This is a genomic window from Mesorhizobium sp. CO1-1-8, from assembly GCF_020164875.1.
Taxonomy (GTDB): domain Bacteria; phylum Pseudomonadota; class Alphaproteobacteria; order Rhizobiales; family Rhizobiaceae; genus Mesorhizobium.
Map to the genome: position 1 here is coordinate 406,789 of NZ_JAIUGZ010000001.1, position 19,408 is coordinate 426,196.

Here is a 19,408-nt window from a genome sequence, read left to right on the forward strand (position 1 = left end):
AAGAAAGAAGATCAGGCAGCCGCTTCCTGCTGTTGCTGCACGGTGCGGCTGAGGCGGCGAACCTCCTCGTCATTGAGCAGGCCACCGGCGCGCAGCAGGCTGGCAAAGCGGCCATTGCGCAGGGACAGCTCGGTGAAGCCGCCCATCTCGACCACCCTGCCCTTGTCCATGAACACGACCAGATCGGCGTCGCGAACGGTGGTCAGGCGGTGGGCGATGATGAAGGTGGTGCGGTCGCGGCGCAGTTCGTCGATCGCTTCCTTGACGCGGTCCTCGGTCTCGACGTCGAGCGCGCTGGTCGCCTCGTCCAGCACCAGGATCGGTGCGTCCTTCAACACGGCGCGGGCAATGGCGATGCGCTGCCTTTCGCCGCCCGACAGCTGGCCGCCACGTTCGCCAACCACCGTGTCGTAGCCATTGCTCTTGGACAGGATGAAGTCCTGTGCGGCAGCCGCATTGGCGGCGGCATGGATCTCGTCATTGCTTGCATCGGCGCGGCCAACACGGATGTTGTCCTCGATCGAGCGGTTGAGCAGGCCGGCATCCTGGAACACAGTGGCGATCGAATGGCGCACCGACTTGCGGGTCACGGTGCGGGTGTCGATGCCGTCGATCAGGATACGGCCATGGGACGGCGAGAAGACACGCTGCAGCAGGTTGATGAGCGTGGTCTTGCCGGCGCCCGTCGGACCCACGATGGCGACGGTTTGGCCCGCCTGCACCTCGAAGGACACGTCGTCGATGCCTTGGCCGGAATTGGCGAATTCGAAGCCGACATTTTCGAAGCGGACATGGCCGGTGACGTTGGCAAGATCGCGCAACCCGTCCGGCTCGGCGGCATCAGCCGCGGAGTCCTCGAGATGATAGAAATCCTCGAGCTTGGCACGGGCCTCGGAAATCTGATTGGCGAAAGCCGACATCTGGTCGAGGCGCGCGATCAACATCGTGGCAAAACCGGTGAAGGCAATGACGTCGCCGACGCCCAACTGACCGTGAGTGACAAGATAGGAGCCGATCGACAACACGATCAGCATCGAGATTGCCGATGACAGACGGTGCAAGGCATTGGCCAGCGCCCACCAGTCGAGGACAGGGTTCTGCGCGTCGAGCAGGTTCTTGACGTAGCGGCGCAGCGTATCGGCCTCGTGGCCGAGGCGATTGTAGCTCTGCAGCACCGCAACGTTGCTGACCGAGTCGGTCACATGCGCGAACACCTTGTGGTAATGGCGCTCGACCGCAGCCTGGCCCGCCTTGGTGCGGCGCATGACCATCCTGCCGATGCCGACATACAGCAGACCGAGGCCAAGCAGCACCAGCGACATGCGCAGGTCCATGCTGATCGCGGTCGGGACCAACAGCACGAGGGCGACAGCCGTGGACAGATGCTGGCGCATGAATTCAAGCCAAAGGCTGAACAGGGTTTCGACGGCGCGAAGCATCGTGTGCAGCGCATTGGAAGTGCCGTGCTGATGGTGCCAGGCGAGCGGCATGGTGATAACGCGCTCGAACGACTCGCAAAGCACCTCGCTGCGCCGCTTATGGGCAAAGCGATCGGCGCCGCGCGCCACCATGACGAAAGCAACGATGTTGAAGGCGCCGAGACCGGCCCACATGACCAGCGTGGTGAAGACAGAGCCGCGCTCGGAGATGGCGCCGATGACGCGACCGAACATGATCGGCTCGAGAAGCGCTACGATGGCGAGAGCCACGTTTGCCGAACAGATCAACGCGACGCGTTTCCTGTCCGCGGCCAGATAACCGAGAGCTCGCCAGTAGATTTGCAGAAGGGTCACCCCAGTTACTCCGCCACGCTGTTTATTGTGCACCGCATCATTTGACTCGTACCGGTTGATACGTCGCAAAACAATGGCCGTGTACCCCTTCAGTTCCCTCAGAGCGAACAAAAGATGGCGACGTTCCGAAATCTGCCGTGATCACCTAACGGTTTGAGAAGACAGGTAAAATGTCAGGCATGCGGCGAAATCATGGCAGTTGGCATGTGGTGCCACAATTTTAATCAGCAACAATGTCGGGCGGATGACTATGGGCGAAATCGCCTTCTGCACAGTATAGAGCAAAACTAAGTGGCCTTGCGTCCCTTCCGGCGACGGAAGGCCACGTCCCGCTGCCCCGGGACGGCCCATATGGCGAGCCTCAAACTTTTGATTTTATGCGCGTTTCAGCAGCACACCCTTCGGTCGGGCCGATGGCAACGTCGGGAGCGATGGCGCCCCTCCTCCTGTCGTGGCCCTAAAACCGCGCCTCCCGGTCCAGCCCCGAGAGCACGCTTTTTGAGCGCCACGCATCAGGCCGGGATCCTGATGACCACCTCGCCAACGTCGCCATCCTTCAGTTCGACTGCCGAAGCCTTGGTCTTTGCCCCATTCAGCTCCAGCGAAACCGCCTTGGCCTTATTGTCGCGGATGACGCGAACCCTGAGTTCCGCTCCCAGCATCTTGAGGGTTGCCGAGTAGCCGTCCCAGTGGCTGGGCAGTTTCGGTTTGAACTGGACACGCTTGCCGCGCCGCTCGATGCCCAGAATGCCTTCGACAGCCGCCCTGTAGAGCCAGCCGGCAGAGCCGGTGTACCAGGTCCAGCCGCCACGGCCGCCCTTGCCGTTGGCGGCATTGCCGTCCCCGGCATAGATATCGGCCGCCACGACATAGGGCTCGACACGATAATGCTCGGCCGAGGCCTCGTCGGTCGCATGGTTGACCGGGTTCAGCATCGAGAAACAGCGATAGGCCTCGTCGACCTGTCCCATCTCGGCGAGCGCGATGACAAACCATGTGGCCGCATGGGTGTACTGGCCGCCATTCTCGCGCACGCCGGGCGGATAGCTCTTGATGTAACCCGGGTCCTTCTCCGTCTTCGAGAAGGGCGGCGTGAACAGCTTGACGATCTTCAGCTTGTCGTCGACGAGCAGCTTCGTGGCCTGCTCCATAGCGGTTGTCGATCGTGCCGGGTCGCCCTCTCCCGAAAGCACGCTCCAGGACTGGGCGATCGAGTCGATCTTGCACTCCTGCGAGTTGCGAGACCCCAAAGCGGTGCCGTCGTCGAAACTGCCGCGCCGGTACCATTCGCCGTCCCATGCGGTGCTCTCAAGCGCCCGCTTCAGAACATCGGCGTGCTTTGCCCAGGCCTGTGCTCGCTTGGCGTCGCCCTCGGCCTTGGCGACGGGGGCGAAATCGCCCAGCGTCTTCAACAGGAACCAGCCGAGCCAGACGCTCTCGCCCTTGCCGTGCTCGCCAACGCGGTTCATGCCATCGTTCCAGTCGCCGCCGAGGATCAGCGGCAGGCCCGCGGGGCTGCTGCGCTTGATGGCGAGATCGAGCGCACGCGCGCAATGGTCGTAGAGCGACGCCGTCTTCTTCGAGATTTCCGGGGTGAAGAAGGCATCGTGCTCGCCCTCGCCCAGCGGCTGTCCGTCGATGAAGGCCAGTTGCTCCTTGAGGATGGTGGCATCGCCGGTGACCAGCAAATAGCGCGCCGTGGCGTGGGCAAGCCAGACCACGTCGTCGGAGATCAACGTGCGTACGCCAGCGCCTGTGCGCGGCAGCCACCAGTGCTGCACGTCGCCTTCGGGGAATTGCCGCCGCGCCGCGTTGAGGATCTGGTCGCGCGCCAGCTGCGGGTCATGCGCCAGCAATGACAGCGTATCCTGCAACTGGTCGCGGAAGCCGAAGGCGCCGCTGGCCTGATAGAAGGCGGAGCGGGCACGGATGCGGCAGGCCAGGCTCTGATAGGGCAGCCAGTGATTGACCATGGCGTCGAGCGCTTTGTCCGGCGTCTCGACCTGGATTGTGTCGAGGAAGCCGCGCCATTCGTGCTCATTGTCGGCCAATCGCTGGTCAAAATCCTTGACCCGATGCTCTTGCACCAGCGCGCTCGCCTCCTCGACCGACTCGGCATCGCCGAGCAGCCAGAGCAGCGTCACGTCCCCGCCAGCCGGGATCTCGACGTCGCGGGCAATCGCCGCGCACGGATCGTCACCGGCCTCGACGCGGCCCGATAGCGCAGCACCACTCAGCACCGCCTGCGGAAGCTCGCTGGAGCCATGCCGGCCGAGGAACTCCGAGCGGTCGGTCGTCACCGAATGGACGCCGCCGTCGGCGGCGAGGAAGGCCACCCGCTCGCTGAAATCGAGCCCGTAAGGATTTTGTGCCAGCAACGCACCGGTGGCGGCGTCCCGCGACGGGACGATGGTTGCCGCAGTGCGCGACCGGTGCCCGCCGAGCACCCATTCGGCATAGGCATAGACACGCAGCCGCGACGGCACCGAGCCGGAATTCTGGATGCGCAGCCGCGAAATCTTCACGGGATCGATCGGATCGACGACATGGGTAAGGTCCATCGACAACGGCCCGCGCTTCGAGCGGAAGGTCGAGAAACCCTGGCCATGCCAGGCCTCGTAGGTCATCGAGGGATCGCGCACCATGGCGGCGAGCGGCGAGAATGCCTTGCCGCTGGCCTGATCGTAGATATAGAGGCCCTCGCCCGGCCGGTTCGAGACCGGATCATTCGACCACGGCGTCAACTGATAATCGCGGCTGTTTCGGCTCCAGGTGAAGGCAGCGCCCTCGGCGGAAGTGTGGAAGCCGAACGAGGCGTTGGAGACGACGTTGATCCAAGGCTGCGGCGTCGTGCGCCGGCCGGCCAGGCGCACGACATAGTGCCGCCCGTCGCCGTCGAAGCCGCCAAAGCCGTTCCACTGGCTGAGCCCGCTTCCATCGGCGCTGACAGCCACCGCCTGCGAGGCAGGAGTATGCGTCGTGGATGTCGGCGACGGCAATTCACGTGGAACTGGCAATGCTGCCAGGGCGTCCCGCGCCTGCAGTGCCGCCGCCTCGGCCCGCTCGATCTGGTCGAAGATGGTGCCGTTGCGCGTGTGCAGGACCACCCGGGCGACGGCGAGCAGCGTCTTGTAGGTGGTTTCGTCCATGAGATCGCGGCGCACCGCGAATATGTGCTGGCGCGGTCCGAGCTCCTTGCCGCGCAGGCGGCTGTTTTCGCACAGCGTCTCGACCGCCCGCTGCAGGTCCTGGACATAGGAGGACGCCTGCTCGTTGACGACGACGAAGTCGATCATCATGCCGCGGGTGCGCATATATTCCTGGAAACGCAGCGCCTGGGCGACGATTTCGAGATCGGCGACGTCGCCGATCCGGACCAGGAAGATCGGGAAATCGCCGGAAATGCTTGTCGGCCACAGGCTCGACTGCTTGCCCAGCCCCGAGGCGATGGATTCAGCGGGAAGACGCAGGAACGGATCCGGATAGATCAGATAGCGCGCCAGCTTCTGCACATTGGCGGCATCGGTCAGGCTGAGGCCCATATGGCGGGTCTGCACCTGGCTGCGCGTCCAGGCAAGCATGGCCTGGCGGGCAAAGCTCTCCGGATGGTCGAGGCGGGCGATGGCTTCGTCCAGTTCGGCACGGCCGCCGCCGACGACTGTCCAGAAGGTCAGCGATATCTTCTTGTTGGCCGGCACGCGCACCTGGCGGCGCAGCGAGGCGACGGGATCAAGCGTAAAGCCTGAGTGGCCGCCTAGCCTGGCGTCCGGGTCGAAAGCGGCTGCGTCGACGATGGTACGGCCACGGCCGATGAAGGCGCGCCTGTCGGTCTCGGCCTCGGCATCGCGCGCCGATCCGGACGGATCGGTGACGAAATGCACCATGGCGATATCGGGCTCGCTGGTCTCGCGCTTGCGCCGCGTGGCGAAGATGGCCGCGTTGTTCGCAGAGATTTCGGTTTCCACGAACATCTTCGAGAAGGCCGGATGCGCGTTGTCGGACGCCTCCAGGCCGAGCACCAGCTCGGCAAAGGAGGTCACTTCGATGTGACGGTCGGACGGACCGTCATTGTAGAGCGTGACCCGGCGGCCCTCGCCATTGCCTTCCGAGATGACGATGCATTCGACCTCGGAGCGCAACGTGCCCACCGATTTGACGAAGCTCGCCTTGTCGTCGGAGAACAAGGTCTGCGCCTTTTCCTCGGCGGCGCGCTTCGGTTCGGCTGTAGCCGACCACCAGTCGCCGGAGCCTGCGTCACGCAGGAAGATGTAGGAGCCGAGCCGGTCCTCAGTCGGATCCGGCTGCCAGCGTGTGACGGAGAGATCGCCCCAGCGGCTGTAGCCCGAGCCGGTCGCGGTGACCATTACCGAATAGCGGCCGTTCGACATGACGTTGGTCGACCGCAGCGACTGCAGCGGATTGAGCACGATGCGGGTGTCGGGGCTGTCGACTTCGGTCTCGTCCTTGGAGCGTTCGTCGGCCTCGGTCCTGACGGTCGCGGTCGGAATGTCGCGCGGCGCCCTCTCCTGCAGCAAGAGTTCGGCCGATTCGATGACCGGATCGCTGTGGAAGCGGTCGCGCATGCGACCTTCGAAGATGGCGTCGGCAACCGCCGCGATCGACATGCCCGAATGGTGGGCCATGTAGTTTTGGACAACGACATGATCCGTGCCTTCCGGCACGCGCTGCGGCGTGAAGTCGACGGCATCGTAATAGCCGTGGCGGCCGAGCGCCCCGATCTCCCGCAATCGGGCGAGATTCAGCACGGCTTCGCGCGGATTGAACTGGGCCGCCAGTATGGTGGCGTAAGGCGCGATCACCGTGTTCTGGCCAAGGCCACGCTTCAGCCCGAGGCCTGGAACGCCGAAATTGGTGTATTGGTAGGTCAATTCGCGGTCGCGCGCATTGTAGGCGGCCTCCGAAATGCCCCACGGCACGTTCTTCTGGCGGCCATACTGGATCTGGCGCTTGATGATCAGCTTGCTGGTCTGGTTGAGGATCGAGCCCTGCGGCTCCTTCATCACCAGCGGCGGCATCAGATATTCGAACATCGAGCCGGACCAGGACATCAGGGCGCCCTGGAAACCGATTTCGACGATCGGCCGGCCAAGCCGGAACCAGTGCTCGGTCGGCAGGTCGCCCTTGGCGATGGCGAACAGGCTGGTCAGCCGCGCTTCGGAAGCCAGAAGGTCGTAGCAGCTCTCGTCGAGCTGGTGTTCCTCGACCCGGTAGCCGATCGACAGCAGCTTGCGCTCCGGCCGCATCAGGAAGGAGAAATCCATCTCGAAGGCATAGCGGCGCGTGCGCTCGCGCAAGGTGAGCAGCTTGGCACGCAGCGCCTCGACGGCATTATCGTCGCTGTGCGCGTCATGGACGTGCGCTTCGCAGGTGGCTTCCAGCCTTGCCGCCCAGTCGACGATGACGTCGCTCTGGGGCGACACCGCCTCGGTATGGATGGCGGTGGCCAATTTGCGGATTTCGCCGGCCAGCACAGCCAGGTTGATGGTGCGGATCGACGCCATTTCGGGCTGCGCCTTGATGGTGTCGACAGCGCGACGCATGCCGTCGAGGCGGTCGGCGAGGCGCTGGCGCAAGGGGCGCAACTGGCGACGATCATCGGGCAAATCATCGAGGCTTTCGCTGAGGATGGTGACGGTGTCGAGAATGCCTTCGAAATCGCCCTGGAGATGGACTGAAGGCGCTTCGGCCCATTCGGCGCAAGCTGCCGCCACCGCCACCAGATGACCGGCGAGGTTGCCGCTGTCGACCGCCGAGATGTAGAGTGGATAAAGCGGCTTCAGCGTCGTCGTGTCGTACCAGTTGAAGAGATGGCCGCGATCGCGCGGCATGCCCTCGATCGTGGCCATGGTGGCGTCGATGCGGGTGATGGCGTCGGACAGGCTGATCCAGCCGAAGTCACGGGCGGAAACGACGGACAGCAGGTACACGCCGATATTGGTCGGCGAAGTGCGTGGCGCCACCACTGGTGCCGGGCTTTCCTGGAAATTATCGGGCGGCAGATGGTGATGCTCTGCCGTCACGAAGCTTTCGAAATAATGCCATGTGCGCCGCGCCACCGTGCGCAAAGTATGGATATCAGCCTGCGATATGCGCAGCCGATCCTCGGTTTCAGCCGAACGGCTGATCCAGCTGGCGATAGCCGGCGAGCCAATCCAGAACAGGGCGAAGAAGAAAGCAACGAAGGCGCCAGTCGAATCGGCCAGCACCGGAATGGCAAGGCCGACGAAGCCGACGATCACGGCGCCATACATCATGCCGTAATACGATCCGACATCGTTGTCGCCCGCCTTGTGCGCCTGCGAGGCGGTGCGCCATTCCAAAAGGTTCTGGCGGCTGACGAACAGCCGGTAGAGGGTGCGCACGATGGCATCGCCCATCATCCAGGCGTTGTGCGCCATCAGCACGATCTTCAGCGCCACCATGGCGGTGCCGAAGGCGACGTCGCGCGCCAGGGCCGAGAAATGGCCGCGTGGCGTCTGGTCGCCGCTCTTGGGCAGGATGGCGTTGACGATGTCGAATGTCGGCGCCATGAACAGGCTGAGGATAAGCAGGGCCTGCCATTGCGCGGCCTGCGTGAAGGGTAGCAGCGTCCAGCCGGCAATCGCCGCCATCACCCAGAAGATCGGCGTCAGCGAGCGGCGCAGATTGTCGATCATCTTCCAGCGCGACAGGGCCGGCACGCCGGAGCGCGGATTGAGCATGAAGCCGAGCAACTGCCAGTCGCCGCGCGCCCAGCGATGATGGCGCGAGGCGTCGACCGAGTAGCGGGTCGGATAGTCCTCCACCAGTTCGACGTCGGTGACCAGTGCCGCGCGCGCCAGCGCGCCCTCCAGCAGATCGTGGCTGAGGATGGTGTTTTCCTCGATGCGGCCCTGCAGGGCGGCCTCGAAGGCGTCGACATGATAGAGGCCCTTGCCGGTGAAGGACCCGTCGCCGAAGACGTCCTGATAGAGATCGGACACGGCAAAGACATAAGGGTCGAGGCCGCGATTGGCCGAAAAGACCCGCTGGAAGAACGACGCATCGTCGCCTGATGTCAACGACGCGGTGATGCGCGGCTGCAGGATCGCGTAGCCGGCGGTGACGACGCGCTTGCTGGCATCGAAATGCGGGCGGTTGAGCGGGTGGCAGAGCTTGCCGACGAGGGTGGCGACCGCGTCACGGGTGGTGCGCGTGTCGGCATCGAGCGTCATCACGTGGACGACGTTCTCCGGCAGCGGCACGTCGAGCGGCAGGAACGTGGTGTCGCTATCGCCGCGCAACAGAAGATCGAGTTCATGCAGCTTGCCGCGCTTGCGCTCCCAGCCCATCCACGACCCTTGCGCCGCATTGAAGAGCCGGCGCCGGTGCAGGATGTAGAAACGCGGCGCGCCTTCGGAGGGATAGCGGGCGTTGAGACGGGCGATCTCGGCACGCGCGAATTCGAGGATTTCGGTGTCGGCCGCATCAATCTCGGTCTTCGAGTCTGGCCAGTCCGACAGCAGCGCGAAATGGATTTCATCGGCCGTGTTGGCGAGATGATGCACCTCGATATTGCGGATGTTTTCCTCGACGTCGTCGCGCGAGCCGATCAGTGATGGGACCACCACCAGCGTGCGCGCCTCGGGCGGCACGCCGTGCCGGTAATCGTAGCCGACGAGGCGCGTCGGTTTCAGGAACAGCGATACGACAGTGTTGAAGAAGGCGAGCGCGCCCTCGCTGGCCGGCACGGCAAAAAGCGCCAGCATCAGGACGATCGAGGGCACCGACAGGCCGAGATTGGCAAGGGCGTTGCCGGAGAGAACGAGAAGCAGGGCCGTCAGCGCAAACACGGGTACGACGATGCCGAGCCACCCGGTCTTGCGGAAGGCACGCTTGACTGTCTGGCTGATGGTGGGTCGATAGCCGATCGCCTTCTCCAGCTCGAGCCGGCGTGGGCCGACGAGAAAGAAGCCGACATCGGTGTGGGCGGACCCGGTTAAAACGACGTCGCCGTCGCCGTCGCTGGCGTGGCCGGCCAACTCGATAGCCTTCTCGGCGACGCGATATTCCGAAAGGTTCGAGCGGCGCGCCAATTCCTCGATCGCGGTCCGGTACTGATCGCGCGAAAAAAAGTCGAGCGCGGCGAAATCGGTGCGCTCGCGCAGCACGGTGTCGATGCGGCTGACGCCTTCGAACCACACCGTCCAATCGACGTCGTTGATGAGGCGCAGGCCGCGGATGATGTTGCCCGTCGTCACATTGCCGCTGGACAGCGTGTGATGTTCGGAAATGATGATTTCCTCGGCATCGGAGCCGGTCTTTTCGAGCTCGCCTTCCAGCCATTCCAAAGCCTTGCCGGCATTCTGCGAGCCATCGCGCAGGCGATAGAGAAGCTGGGTGGCGAAGGTGGTGTCCTGCGCGTGGGCGCTGAAATTGGACAGGATCGACTGCCGGTCGGCGCTGTCGTCGGTGGCCAGGACCTTGTCGGCCACATCGTTGGCAATCTGACGCATCTGACGGGTTCGGTTGACCCGGACAGCCAGCCGGCGCAGATTTTCGATCAGGACAAAGCGCAACAGCGAAGGCAGCGCCCAGAGTTCGCCGATCTTCAGCGGCTCGACCGACTGAAAACCCTGGACGATGGACTTGAACATCGTCGCCGAAACGGAACTGTCCGAATGCGCGACATAGGTCCAGGCGAGCGCCAGCGCGCGCGGCACGCTGCCGCCGTCAGGCAGTTTCAGGGTCGGCAACTGGCGATAGAAGCGGCGCGGCAGGTCGCGCTTGACCTGGAAAATGGTCTCTTCGACCAGATAATTGTTGTCGAGCAGCCATTGTGCCGCCGGCGTGATCGTCTCGCCCCTCGCCTGCGCCGCATTGGTCGACCGGTAGACTTCCAGGATCTTCTTGGCACTGTCGCGAACACGCGCCTGAAAATCGAAGGGCGTCAGGCCGAACAGATCGGTGAGGTCGCCTTTTGCCAGGCTTTCACCGAGCAGCCGAAGGCGCTCTTCGGGCAGGTAATTGGAGCGGATCGGCTCTTCCGTGATGGCCGGGAAGCTCGCGCTTGTCTTCTCGATTTGGGCAGGATTCGTCTGAATATTCATTGAAAATTCCGTAAGCGGGCACTGAGCGGCGTCACCGCCACGGCAATGGCCCTAAAACCGGTTCAAATGCAATTGGTTGCATAAACCCAACTTGCCGAAAGTTTGTTTCCGCACCACGACAGGGCGTCGTCTCTCAGCAAAACTCAAAGACAAGCACCCCACTTCCCGCCAAGCCAGATCGGCGGAGAGGATTCAGGCTTTTTCGTGATGCCGCCAGCAGCTTACGCTATATTTCACCGGCACCGCGATCATGTTTGGAAACAAGCGTTAATCGTTGCCAGCGATGGCGCGGATCCGGATCACAAACAGCGTTGCCTCATGGGCGGGCTGGACAAGCAGACCGGCGCTGACCGGACCGGACAGCAGCGTGTCGAGCGGCCCGAGGCGAACCGGTTCGGCGGCGGGCACACTGACGTCGCCGCCCAAGCACAGGACGAGCGTTGTGCCGGCTTCAGTGCGGATTTCCACGGGGCCCGAAATCACCAGGCGTTCGACCGAATGCGTCATCCGGCTTCGGCGGGTCATGACATTGAGATCGGTGATCGGTCCGCCGATCAGCGCGGCCGAGGTCTGCACGTCGGCCGGGAAGGAAAACAGGGCGGTCGTCCTGTTTATGGACGTCGGCGGCCAGCCGGCAATCTCGAGGACGATGCCCTCGCCTTCAAGCACGGCAAGGGTGCGATCGATTCCGGCAAATTGCGAGAACGGCCCGCTCAATTCGACACGCGCCATCGAGACGCGCCAGTCGAAGTCGTCGAGCCCGACACCCGTGGGCGAGACGGCGATCTCGGTCGTCACCCCGCCGCCGTTCTTCCACGGCATCGACCGGTATTCGGCTGCCCGCAGGATGCGCATCGGTTCAGCCAATCAGCCGAGAATGCCGGGCAGGTTGAGCTGGTGCTCCTTGGCGCATTCGACAGCGATCTCGTAGCCGGCATCGGCGTGGCGCATGACACCCGTCGCGGGGTCGTTCCACAACACCCGCTCCAGGCGTCTGGCGGCTTCGCGCGTGCCGTCGGCGACGATGACCATGCCGGCGTGCTGGGAAAAGCCCATGCCGACGCCGCCGCCATGATGCAGCGACACCCAGGTGGCGCCGGACGCCGTGTTGAGCAACGCGTTGAGCAGCGGCCAGTCGGACACCGCGTCCGAACCGTCCTTCATGGATTCCGTTTCGCGGTTCGGCGAGGCGACCGAGCCGGAATCGAGGTGATCGCGGCCGATGACGACAGGCGCCTTCAACTCACCCTTGGCCACCATTTCGTTGAAGGCGAGGCCGAGCCTGTGGCGGTCGCCGAGGCCGACCCAGCAGATGCGCGCCGGCAGACCCTGGAAGGCAATGCGCTCGCGCGCCATGCCGAGCCAATTGTGCAGATGGGTGTTGCCGGGCGTCAGTTCGCGTACCTTGGCGTCGGTCTTGTAGATATCTTCCGGATCGCCCGACAGGGCCGCCCATCGAAATGGGCCGATGCCGCGGCAGAACAGCGGACGGATGTAGGCCGGTACGAAACCGGGGAAGGCAAAGGCGTTCTCGAACCCCTCCTCCTTGGCCACCTGGCGGATGTTGTTGCCATAGTCGAGCGTCGGCACGCCGGCGTTCCAGAACGCCACCATCGCTTCGACATGTTCGCGCATCGAGGCCCGTGCAGCCTTCTCGACGGCCTTCGGGTCGCTGACCCGCTTCTCGCGCCACTCAGCCATCGTCCAGCCTTTCGGCAGATAGCCATTGATGGGATCATGCGCCGAGGTCTGGTCGGTGACCATATCGGGGCGAATGCCACGCCTGAACATCTCCGGGACGATCTCGGCCGTATTGCCAAGCAGGCCGACCGATTTCGCCTCGCCGGCCTTGGTCCAGCGTTCGATCTTTTCCAGCGCCTCGTCGAGCGTGTCGGCGCGCTCGTCGACGTAACGGGTGCGCAGGCGAAAATCGATCGAGTCCGGGTTGCATTCGATGGCCAGGCAGCAGGCGCCGGCCATGACGGCGGCGAGCGGCTGGGCGCCGCCCATGCCGCCTAGACCGCCGGTCAGTATCCATTTTCCCTTGAGATTGCCGCCGTAGTGCTGGCGGCCGGCTTCGACGAAGGTCTCGTAGGTGCCCTGCACGATGCCTTGCGTACCGATGTAGATCCACGAGCCGGCCGTCATCTGGCCGTACATCATCAGGCCCTTCTTATCGAGCTCGTTGAACTTTTCCCAATTCGCCCAGTGCGGCACCAAATTGGAATTGGCGATCAGCACGCGCGGTGCGTCGGAATGGGTGCGGAACACGCCGACCGGCTTGCCCGACTGCACCAGCAAAGTCTCGTCATCGGCCAGCGTCCTCAAGGAGGCGACGATGCGGTCGAAATCGTTCCAGGTCCGCGCCGCCCGGCCGATGCCGCCATAGACGACCAGTTCGTTGGGATTTTCGGCGACGTCCGGGTCGAGATTGTTCATCAGCATGCGCAGCGGCGCTTCCGTCAGCCAGGAGCGGGCGCTGATTTCGGTGCCGCGCGGACTGCGGACTTCGCGGATGTTGTGGCGAGGATTGTTCATGGCGTCACTCCATAAAGGACCTGATGTCAGACGCGCGCCCAGGATGTCGCGGTCTCGAGGATTTTCCGCAGCGTGGCGCGGATCGGTGCTGCGAACGCGGCGTCATAGGGCACCGGCCAATTGTCGGGCGTACCCTTGCCCTCCGGCTCGCGCATATAGCCGCGGTTGGAGAGTTCCATCTGCAGCGCATGCACGCCTTGTTGCGGCTGGCCGAAATGGCGTGTGATCCAGCCGCCCTTGAAGCGGCCGTTGATGACAGAAGTTTCACCGGTTTCGGCCATGATCTGAGCGATCATCGCCTGCAGCGCCGGATCGGCGCTTTTGCCGTCATTGGTGCCGAGATTGAACACCGGCAGCGTGCCCTCGAACAGGCGCGGCAGCACCGAGCGGATCGAGTGGCAGTCATAGAGGACGATCTTCTCGTGCAGCCCGCGCAAGCGGTCGATCTCGGCCTGCAAGGCGGCATGGTAGGGCACGAAGAATTTCTCGCGACGCTCATCAACTTCTGAAGGTCCTGGCTCCTCACCTTCGCGGTAGAGCGGATCGCCATCGAAAGTCTCGGTGGGGCACAGCCCGGTCGTCGCCTGGCCGGGGTAGAGCGAGGCGCCGGATGGATCACGATTGACGTCGATGACGGTGCGAGAGATCGCCGTATGCACGACAGTCGCACCGAGACCGCCTGCGAAATCATAAAGCTTGTCGATCCACCAGTCGCAGTCGCGGCGGCCAAGCCAGGGCGACACCAGCCGGTTCTCCAGGCCGGCGAGATCGATGCCGGTGTGCGGGATCGACACCAGCAGCGGGGCGGTACCGGGCGTGACGGTGAGCCAGGGCGTGCTTGCCATCATGCCGCTCCAGAAATCGACGGCAGCGCTATCGCGCCGGCGGCCTTGATGGTGGCTCCGCTGCGCACCATGGCGATGGCTTTTTCCATATCGGGGTGGAAATGGCGGTCATTGTCGAGATGCGGCACTTCGGCCCGGACGAGCTTGCGCACCGCCTCCAGGGCGTCGCTTGAGGCCAGCGGCGCATGGAAATCGCAGCCTTGCGCGGCGGCAAGTAATTCGATGCCGATCACCGCGGTGGCATTCTCGACCATTCCGATCAGCCGGCGCGCGCCGTGCGCGGCCATCGACACGTGGTCTTCCTGGTTGGCCGAAGTCGGGATCGAATCGACGCTGGCCGGATAGGCTTTCTGCTTGTTCTCCGAGACAAGGGCCGCTGCCGTCACCTGCGGGATCATGAAACCGGAGTTCAGGCCGGGCTTAGGGGTCAGGAAGGCCGGCATGCCCGACAATGCTGGATCGACCAGCATGGCGATGCGGCGTTCCGACAGCGAGCCGATCTCGCAGACGGCGAGCGCGATCATGTCGGCGGCGAAGGCCACCGGCTCGGCGTGGAAATTGCCGCCGGAAAGTGCGGTATCATCCTCGGCGAAGATCAGCGGATTGTCGGTGACGCCGTTGGCTTCGGTGCCCAGCGTGTCGGCCGCCTGGCGCAGCACGGTGAGTGCCGCGCCCATCACCTGCGGCTGGCAGCGCAAGCAGTACGGATCCTGCACACGTTCGTCGCCAACCCGATGTGATTCACGGATGGCGCTGCCGGCCATCAGATTGCGCAACGCGTCGGCCGTCTCGATCTGGCCGGGATGCTTTCTCAGCACATGGATGCGGGGATCGAAGGGGGCGTCGGACCCTTTTGCCGCGTCGGTCGACAGGGCGCCGGCGACTAGCGCCGATTGGTAGAGCACTTCGGCCTCGAACAAGGCGGCCAGCGCATAGGCGGTCGAAAACTGGGTGCCGTTGAGCAGCGCCAAGCCTTCCTTGGCGCCCAATGTCACCGGCTCCAGCCCATGCGAGACGAAGGCGACCTTGGCCGGGAAACGGCCATGCGGGGTAAAGCATTCGCCGACGCCGATCATCACCGCCGTCATGTGCGACAACGGGGCAAGATCACCGGAGGCGCCGACCGAACCCTGCGCGGGCACCACCGGGATGACGTCGTTGGCCAGCATTGCTTCGAGCAATTCAATGGTCTGCGGCCGCACGCCGGAGGCTCCCTGCGCCAGGCTGGCGAGCTTCAGCGCCATCATCAGCCTGCAGACGGCAACCGGCATCGGCTCGCCGACGCCGGCGGCGTGCGACAGCACGATGTTGCGCTGCAAGGTCTCGAGATCCTCGGCCGGGATGCGGACGCTGGCCAGTTTGCCGAAACCGGTGTTGATGCCATAGACCGGCTCGCCCTTGGCAACGATCCTGGCGACAGCCTCGGCGCTCGCCTTGATTTTCGGCCGGCAGGCATCGTCCAGCTTGGGCACGGCGCCACGATAGATGGCGCGCCAGTCCGCCAGCGTCGCATTGCCGGGCTTCAGGGTCAGTTCGGTCATTGTCCTCTCCAGATGCGGGCATGCAGCGGGTTGAAGCCCATGCGGTAGACGAGTTCGGCGGGGCGCTCGATGTCCCAGATCGCCAGGTCGGCGGATTTTCCGACCTCAAGCGTGCCGGTTTCTTCAAGCAAACCAAGGGCGCGGGCCGCCTCGCGGGTGACGCCGGCAAGGCATTCGTCGACGGTCAGGCCGAACAAGGTCGCGGCCATGTTCATGGTCAGAAGCAGTGAGGTCAGCGGCGAAGTGCCGGGATTGTTGTCGGTGGCGACAGCCATCCTGACGCCGTGCTGGCGAAACAGGCCGATCGGCGGCTTCTTGGTTTCACGAATGAAATAGTAGGCGCCGGGCAGGATCGTCGCCACGGTCCCTGCCCTGGCCATCGCCGCTGCACCTGCCTCATCGGTGTATTCGAGATGGTCGGCCGACAGCGCACCGTAACGGGCGGCGAGTTCGGCGCCATGCAGGTTGGACAGCTGGTCGGCGTGGAGCTTGACCGGCAGGCGGGCGGCCTTGGCGGCATCGAAGACGCGCGCCATCTGGTCCGGCGAAAAGGCGATGCCCTCGCAAAACCCGTCGACGGCATCGGCCAGTCCCTCGGCGGCAACCGATGGGAGAATTTCCTTGGCGACCAGATCGATGAAAGCGTCCTTGTCACCTTTGGCTTCCGGCGGCAACGCGTGAGCCCCGAGAAAGGTGGTGCGGATTGTCACCGGCCGCTGGTTGCCCAACTGCCGCGCGGCACGCAGCGACTTTTTCTCGTTTTCGAGGTCGAGGCCGTAGCCCGATTTAATCTCGACCGTGGTTGCGCCCTCGGCGATCAGCGCATCGAGGCGCGGCAGCGATTGCGCGACCAGATCGTCTTCACTGGCAGCCCGCAAGGATTTGACCGAGGAGACAATGCCGCCACCAGCCCGGGCGACCTCTTCATAGGTAGCACCGGCCAGCCGCATCTCGAATTCGTTGGCGCGGTTGCCGGCATGGACCATATGGGTGTGGCAGTCGATCAGGCCGGGTGTGATCCAGCGGCCCTCGCAATCGACCGTCTCGGCGCCCTGGGCAAGTGTCGGGGGCAGCTCCGATTCGGGGCCGGCATAGACAATGCGGCCGTCACGCGCAGCGACCGCGCCATGTTCGACGACGCCAAGTCCGGCAGACCCTTCGGCCATGGTCGCGAGCTGCGCATTGCGCCACAGACGAAGATCCCCTGCCCGGCTTTTGCTCTGTCCAGCCATCATCTTTTCCGTTTCAATCGATGACAATTATGTATATACATATTGAAACGCACTGCAAGTGCCATCATCCCATGAGTGACAGAGAACCGGAGAGAAAAGTGGCAACGATCTTTGCGGAACAGGCGCTCCTTCCCAATGGCTGGCGCGATAATGTGCGGATCACCTTGGCCGAGGGACGCATTGCAGCCGTTCAGCCTGGTGCCGCTGCGGCAGCCGGCGACGAACGCCACGCGATCCTGTTGCCCGGCATGCCCAATTTGCACAGCCACGCCTTCCAGCGCGGCATGGCCGGCCTTGCCGAGCTTCGCGGCGCCTCCGCCGACAGTTTCTGGAGCTGGCGCGAGGTGATGTACCGCTTCGCCCTGTCGATGACGCCCGATCAGGTCGAGGCGGTTGCAGCACAACTCTATGTCGAGATGCTGGAGGCCGGGTTTTCGCGTGTCGGCGAATTTCACTATCTGCATCACGACCGTGATGGAAACCCCTACGCCAACCTCGCCGAGATGGCCGAACGCATTGCGGCCGCGGCCGGCGAGACGGGCATCGGCCTGACGCTGTTGCCGGTGTTTTATGCGCACTCGTCTTTCGGCGGTGCCGCGCCAAACGAAGGCCAGCGGCGATTCATCAACGATGTGAATCGGTTCTCGCGGCTTGTTGAGAAATGCCGCGAATCGGTTCGCGCGTTGAATCAGGCTGTCGTCGGCGTCGCTCCGCACAGTTTGCGTGCCGCGACGCCGGAAGAACTGATTGAGGTGACTGCCTTAGCGCCGGATGGGCCGATCCACATCCACATTGCCGAGCAGGTGAAAGAGGTCGAGGATTGCCTTGCCTGGTCTGGCGCGCGGCCGGTCGAATTTCTGCTTGGGCATGCCAAGGTCGACAAGCGCTGGTGCCTGATCCACGCCACCCACATGACCGATGCTGAAACCCTTGCCATGGCCAAAAGCGGCGCCATCGCCGGCCTATGCCCGATCACCGAAGCCAATCTCGGTGACGGCACTTTTGCCGCGCCGCTGTTCGGGGAACATGGCGGCCGCTACGGCGTCGGCTCCGATTCCAACGTGCTCATCGGCCTGCCAGACGAGTTGCGCCAGCTCGAATATTCGCAGCGCCTCGCCCACCGCGCCCGCAATGTGCTGGCGGTGGCAGGCGGCTCGACCGGCCGGGCGTTGTTCGATGCCGCACTCGACGGTGGCAGCGTCGCCCTTGGCGCTGGCGCCTCCACCATCGCTGCTGGCGCGTCGGCCGATCTCGTCTCGCTCGACGCCGGCAATCCCTCGCTGGCCGGTAAGACCGGTGACGCAATTCTCGACGCCTGGATCTTCGCCAATGGCAGCAAGGTCGACTGCGTCTGGGTGCATGGGCTCAAACAGGTCAGCGGCGGCAGGCATGTGAAGCGCGAGGCCATTGCTGAGCGTTTTCGCAACGTCATGAGGTCGCTTTCGGCATGAGCATGGCCGGCACAGTGGAAGCGGAAGGCGGCGGCTCGCTGCACCAGCGCATCCTCTCCGACATCAGCGAAAAAATCCTGTCCGGTGCCTGGGCGCCCGGCCATCGCATCCCGTTCGAGCACGAATTGAGCGTGCAATACAATTGCTCGCGCATGACGGTGAACAAGGCGCTGTCACAGCTTGCCAAGGCCGGACTGATCGAGCGCCGCCGCCGCTCAGGCAGCTTTGTGCGCCGGCCGCAGTCGCAAGCGGCGGTGCTGGAAATCCACGATATCCGCATCGAGGTCGAAGCGCTCGGCCTGCCCTACCGCTACGAGCGCGTGGCGCGACACAAAAGGCGCAGCAGCGCCGGGGATCGCGCGCTGCTGGAGCTGGGCGTGGCCGGACCGGTGCTGGCGCTGGAGTGTGGGCATTTCGCCGGCGAGCGGCCGTTCGCGCATGAACAGCGGCTGATCAACCTCACCGCCGTGCCCGAGGCAGCGGACGAGGAATTTGTGGCCATCGCGCCAGGACCATGGCTGATCGGCCGCGTGCCGTGGAGCGAAGCCGAGCACCGGATTCGCGCTATCGCCGCCGACAGGCATATCGCGGCAGCGCTGGATATCGCAGCCGGCGCGCCGTGCCTGGTGGTCGAGCGGCGAACATGGAGTGCCGATCACCCGGTCACCCATGTGCGCTTCACCTACGCGGCCGAGAGCCACACGCTGGTGGCAAGGTTCAGGCCGCAGGGGTGAGGCGTGTCCAGCCGGAGGCTGGCGAAAAGCCAACGATTTGGCTTTTCGAACGCCGAACGCCCGGAGCCATAGCGGAGGGCAGCCGCGCCGACCCCCACCCCGCTGTTTTGCAGCGACCCTCCCCACAAGGGGAGTTCTCACCTCGACTGAACATATCCCAATCCCTATGCTCGACGCAGTTGAAG

Annotated in this window: 9 protein-coding genes; 2 read left to right on the plus strand and 7 right to left on the minus strand. The window is 64.2% G+C overall.

Going from position 1 to position 19,408, the window contains the following annotated elements; all coding sequences use genetic code 11:
* Nucleotides 1–11: 11 nt before the first annotated feature.
* The 7 genes from LB558_RS02085 to hutI all read right to left on the minus strand — a co-directional run bounded on the left by LB558_RS02085 (nucleotide 12) and on the right by hutI (nucleotide 17,038).
* Nucleotides 12–1,793 carry a glucan ABC transporter ATP-binding protein/ permease gene (locus LB558_RS02085; protein ID WP_127258082.1) on the minus strand — a complete coding sequence of 594 codons (1,782 nt, stop codon included), beginning with the start codon at nucleotides 1,791–1,793 and terminating at the stop codon, nucleotides 12–14.
* 512 nt (nucleotides 1,794–2,305) lie between these two features.
* On the minus strand, nucleotides 2,306–10,882 hold the full coding sequence (locus LB558_RS02090; RefSeq protein ID WP_224695967.1) for a GH36-type glycosyl hydrolase domain-containing protein: 8,577 nt from the start codon (nucleotides 10,880–10,882) through the stop codon (nucleotides 2,306–2,308).
* A 267-nt stretch (nucleotides 10,883–11,149) separates the two neighbouring features.
* Nucleotides 11,150–11,737, minus strand: coding sequence for a HutD family protein (locus LB558_RS02095; protein ID WP_224695969.1), 588 nt, complete (start codon nucleotides 11,735–11,737; stop codon nucleotides 11,150–11,152).
* 12 nt (nucleotides 11,738–11,749) lie between these two features.
* Nucleotides 11,750–13,420, minus strand: a complete 1,671-nt coding sequence (gene hutU / locus LB558_RS02100) for a urocanate hydratase (RefSeq protein ID WP_224695971.1) — start codon at nucleotides 13,418–13,420, stop codon at nucleotides 11,750–11,752.
* A 26-nt stretch (nucleotides 13,421–13,446) separates the two neighbouring features.
* Nucleotides 13,447–14,265 carry an N-formylglutamate deformylase gene (hutG, locus tag LB558_RS02105; RefSeq protein WP_224695973.1) on the minus strand — a complete coding sequence of 273 codons (819 nt, stop codon included), beginning with the start codon at nucleotides 14,263–14,265 and terminating at the stop codon, nucleotides 13,447–13,449.
* The gene (gene hutH / locus LB558_RS02110; protein ID WP_224695975.1) at nucleotides 14,265–15,806 is read right to left on the minus strand and encodes a histidine ammonia-lyase; all 1,542 of its coding nucleotides are present in this window, start codon (nucleotides 15,804–15,806) and stop codon (nucleotides 14,265–14,267) included. The genes hutG and hutH overlap by 1 nt, the downstream gene beginning before the upstream one ends.
* Complete coding sequence (hutI, locus tag LB558_RS02115; protein WP_224695977.1) at nucleotides 15,803–17,038, minus strand: imidazolonepropionase; 1,236 nt, start codon at nucleotides 17,036–17,038, stop codon at nucleotides 15,803–15,805. Before hutI ends, hutH begins: the two co-directional genes overlap by 4 nt.
* 98 nt (nucleotides 17,039–17,136) lie before the next feature.
* Between hutI and LB558_RS02120 the strand changes: the two genes are divergently transcribed.
* On the plus strand, nucleotides 17,137–18,489 hold the full coding sequence (locus LB558_RS02120) for a formimidoylglutamate deiminase (protein WP_224695979.1): 1,353 nt from the start codon (nucleotides 17,137–17,139) through the stop codon (nucleotides 18,487–18,489).
* A complete protein-coding gene (hutC, locus tag LB558_RS02125) occupies nucleotides 18,486–19,223 on the plus strand; it encodes a histidine utilization repressor (RefSeq protein ID WP_224695980.1) in 738 nt (245 codons plus the stop codon). The genes LB558_RS02120 and hutC overlap by 4 nt, the downstream gene beginning before the upstream one ends.
* Nucleotides 19,224–19,408 lie beyond the last annotated feature (185 nt).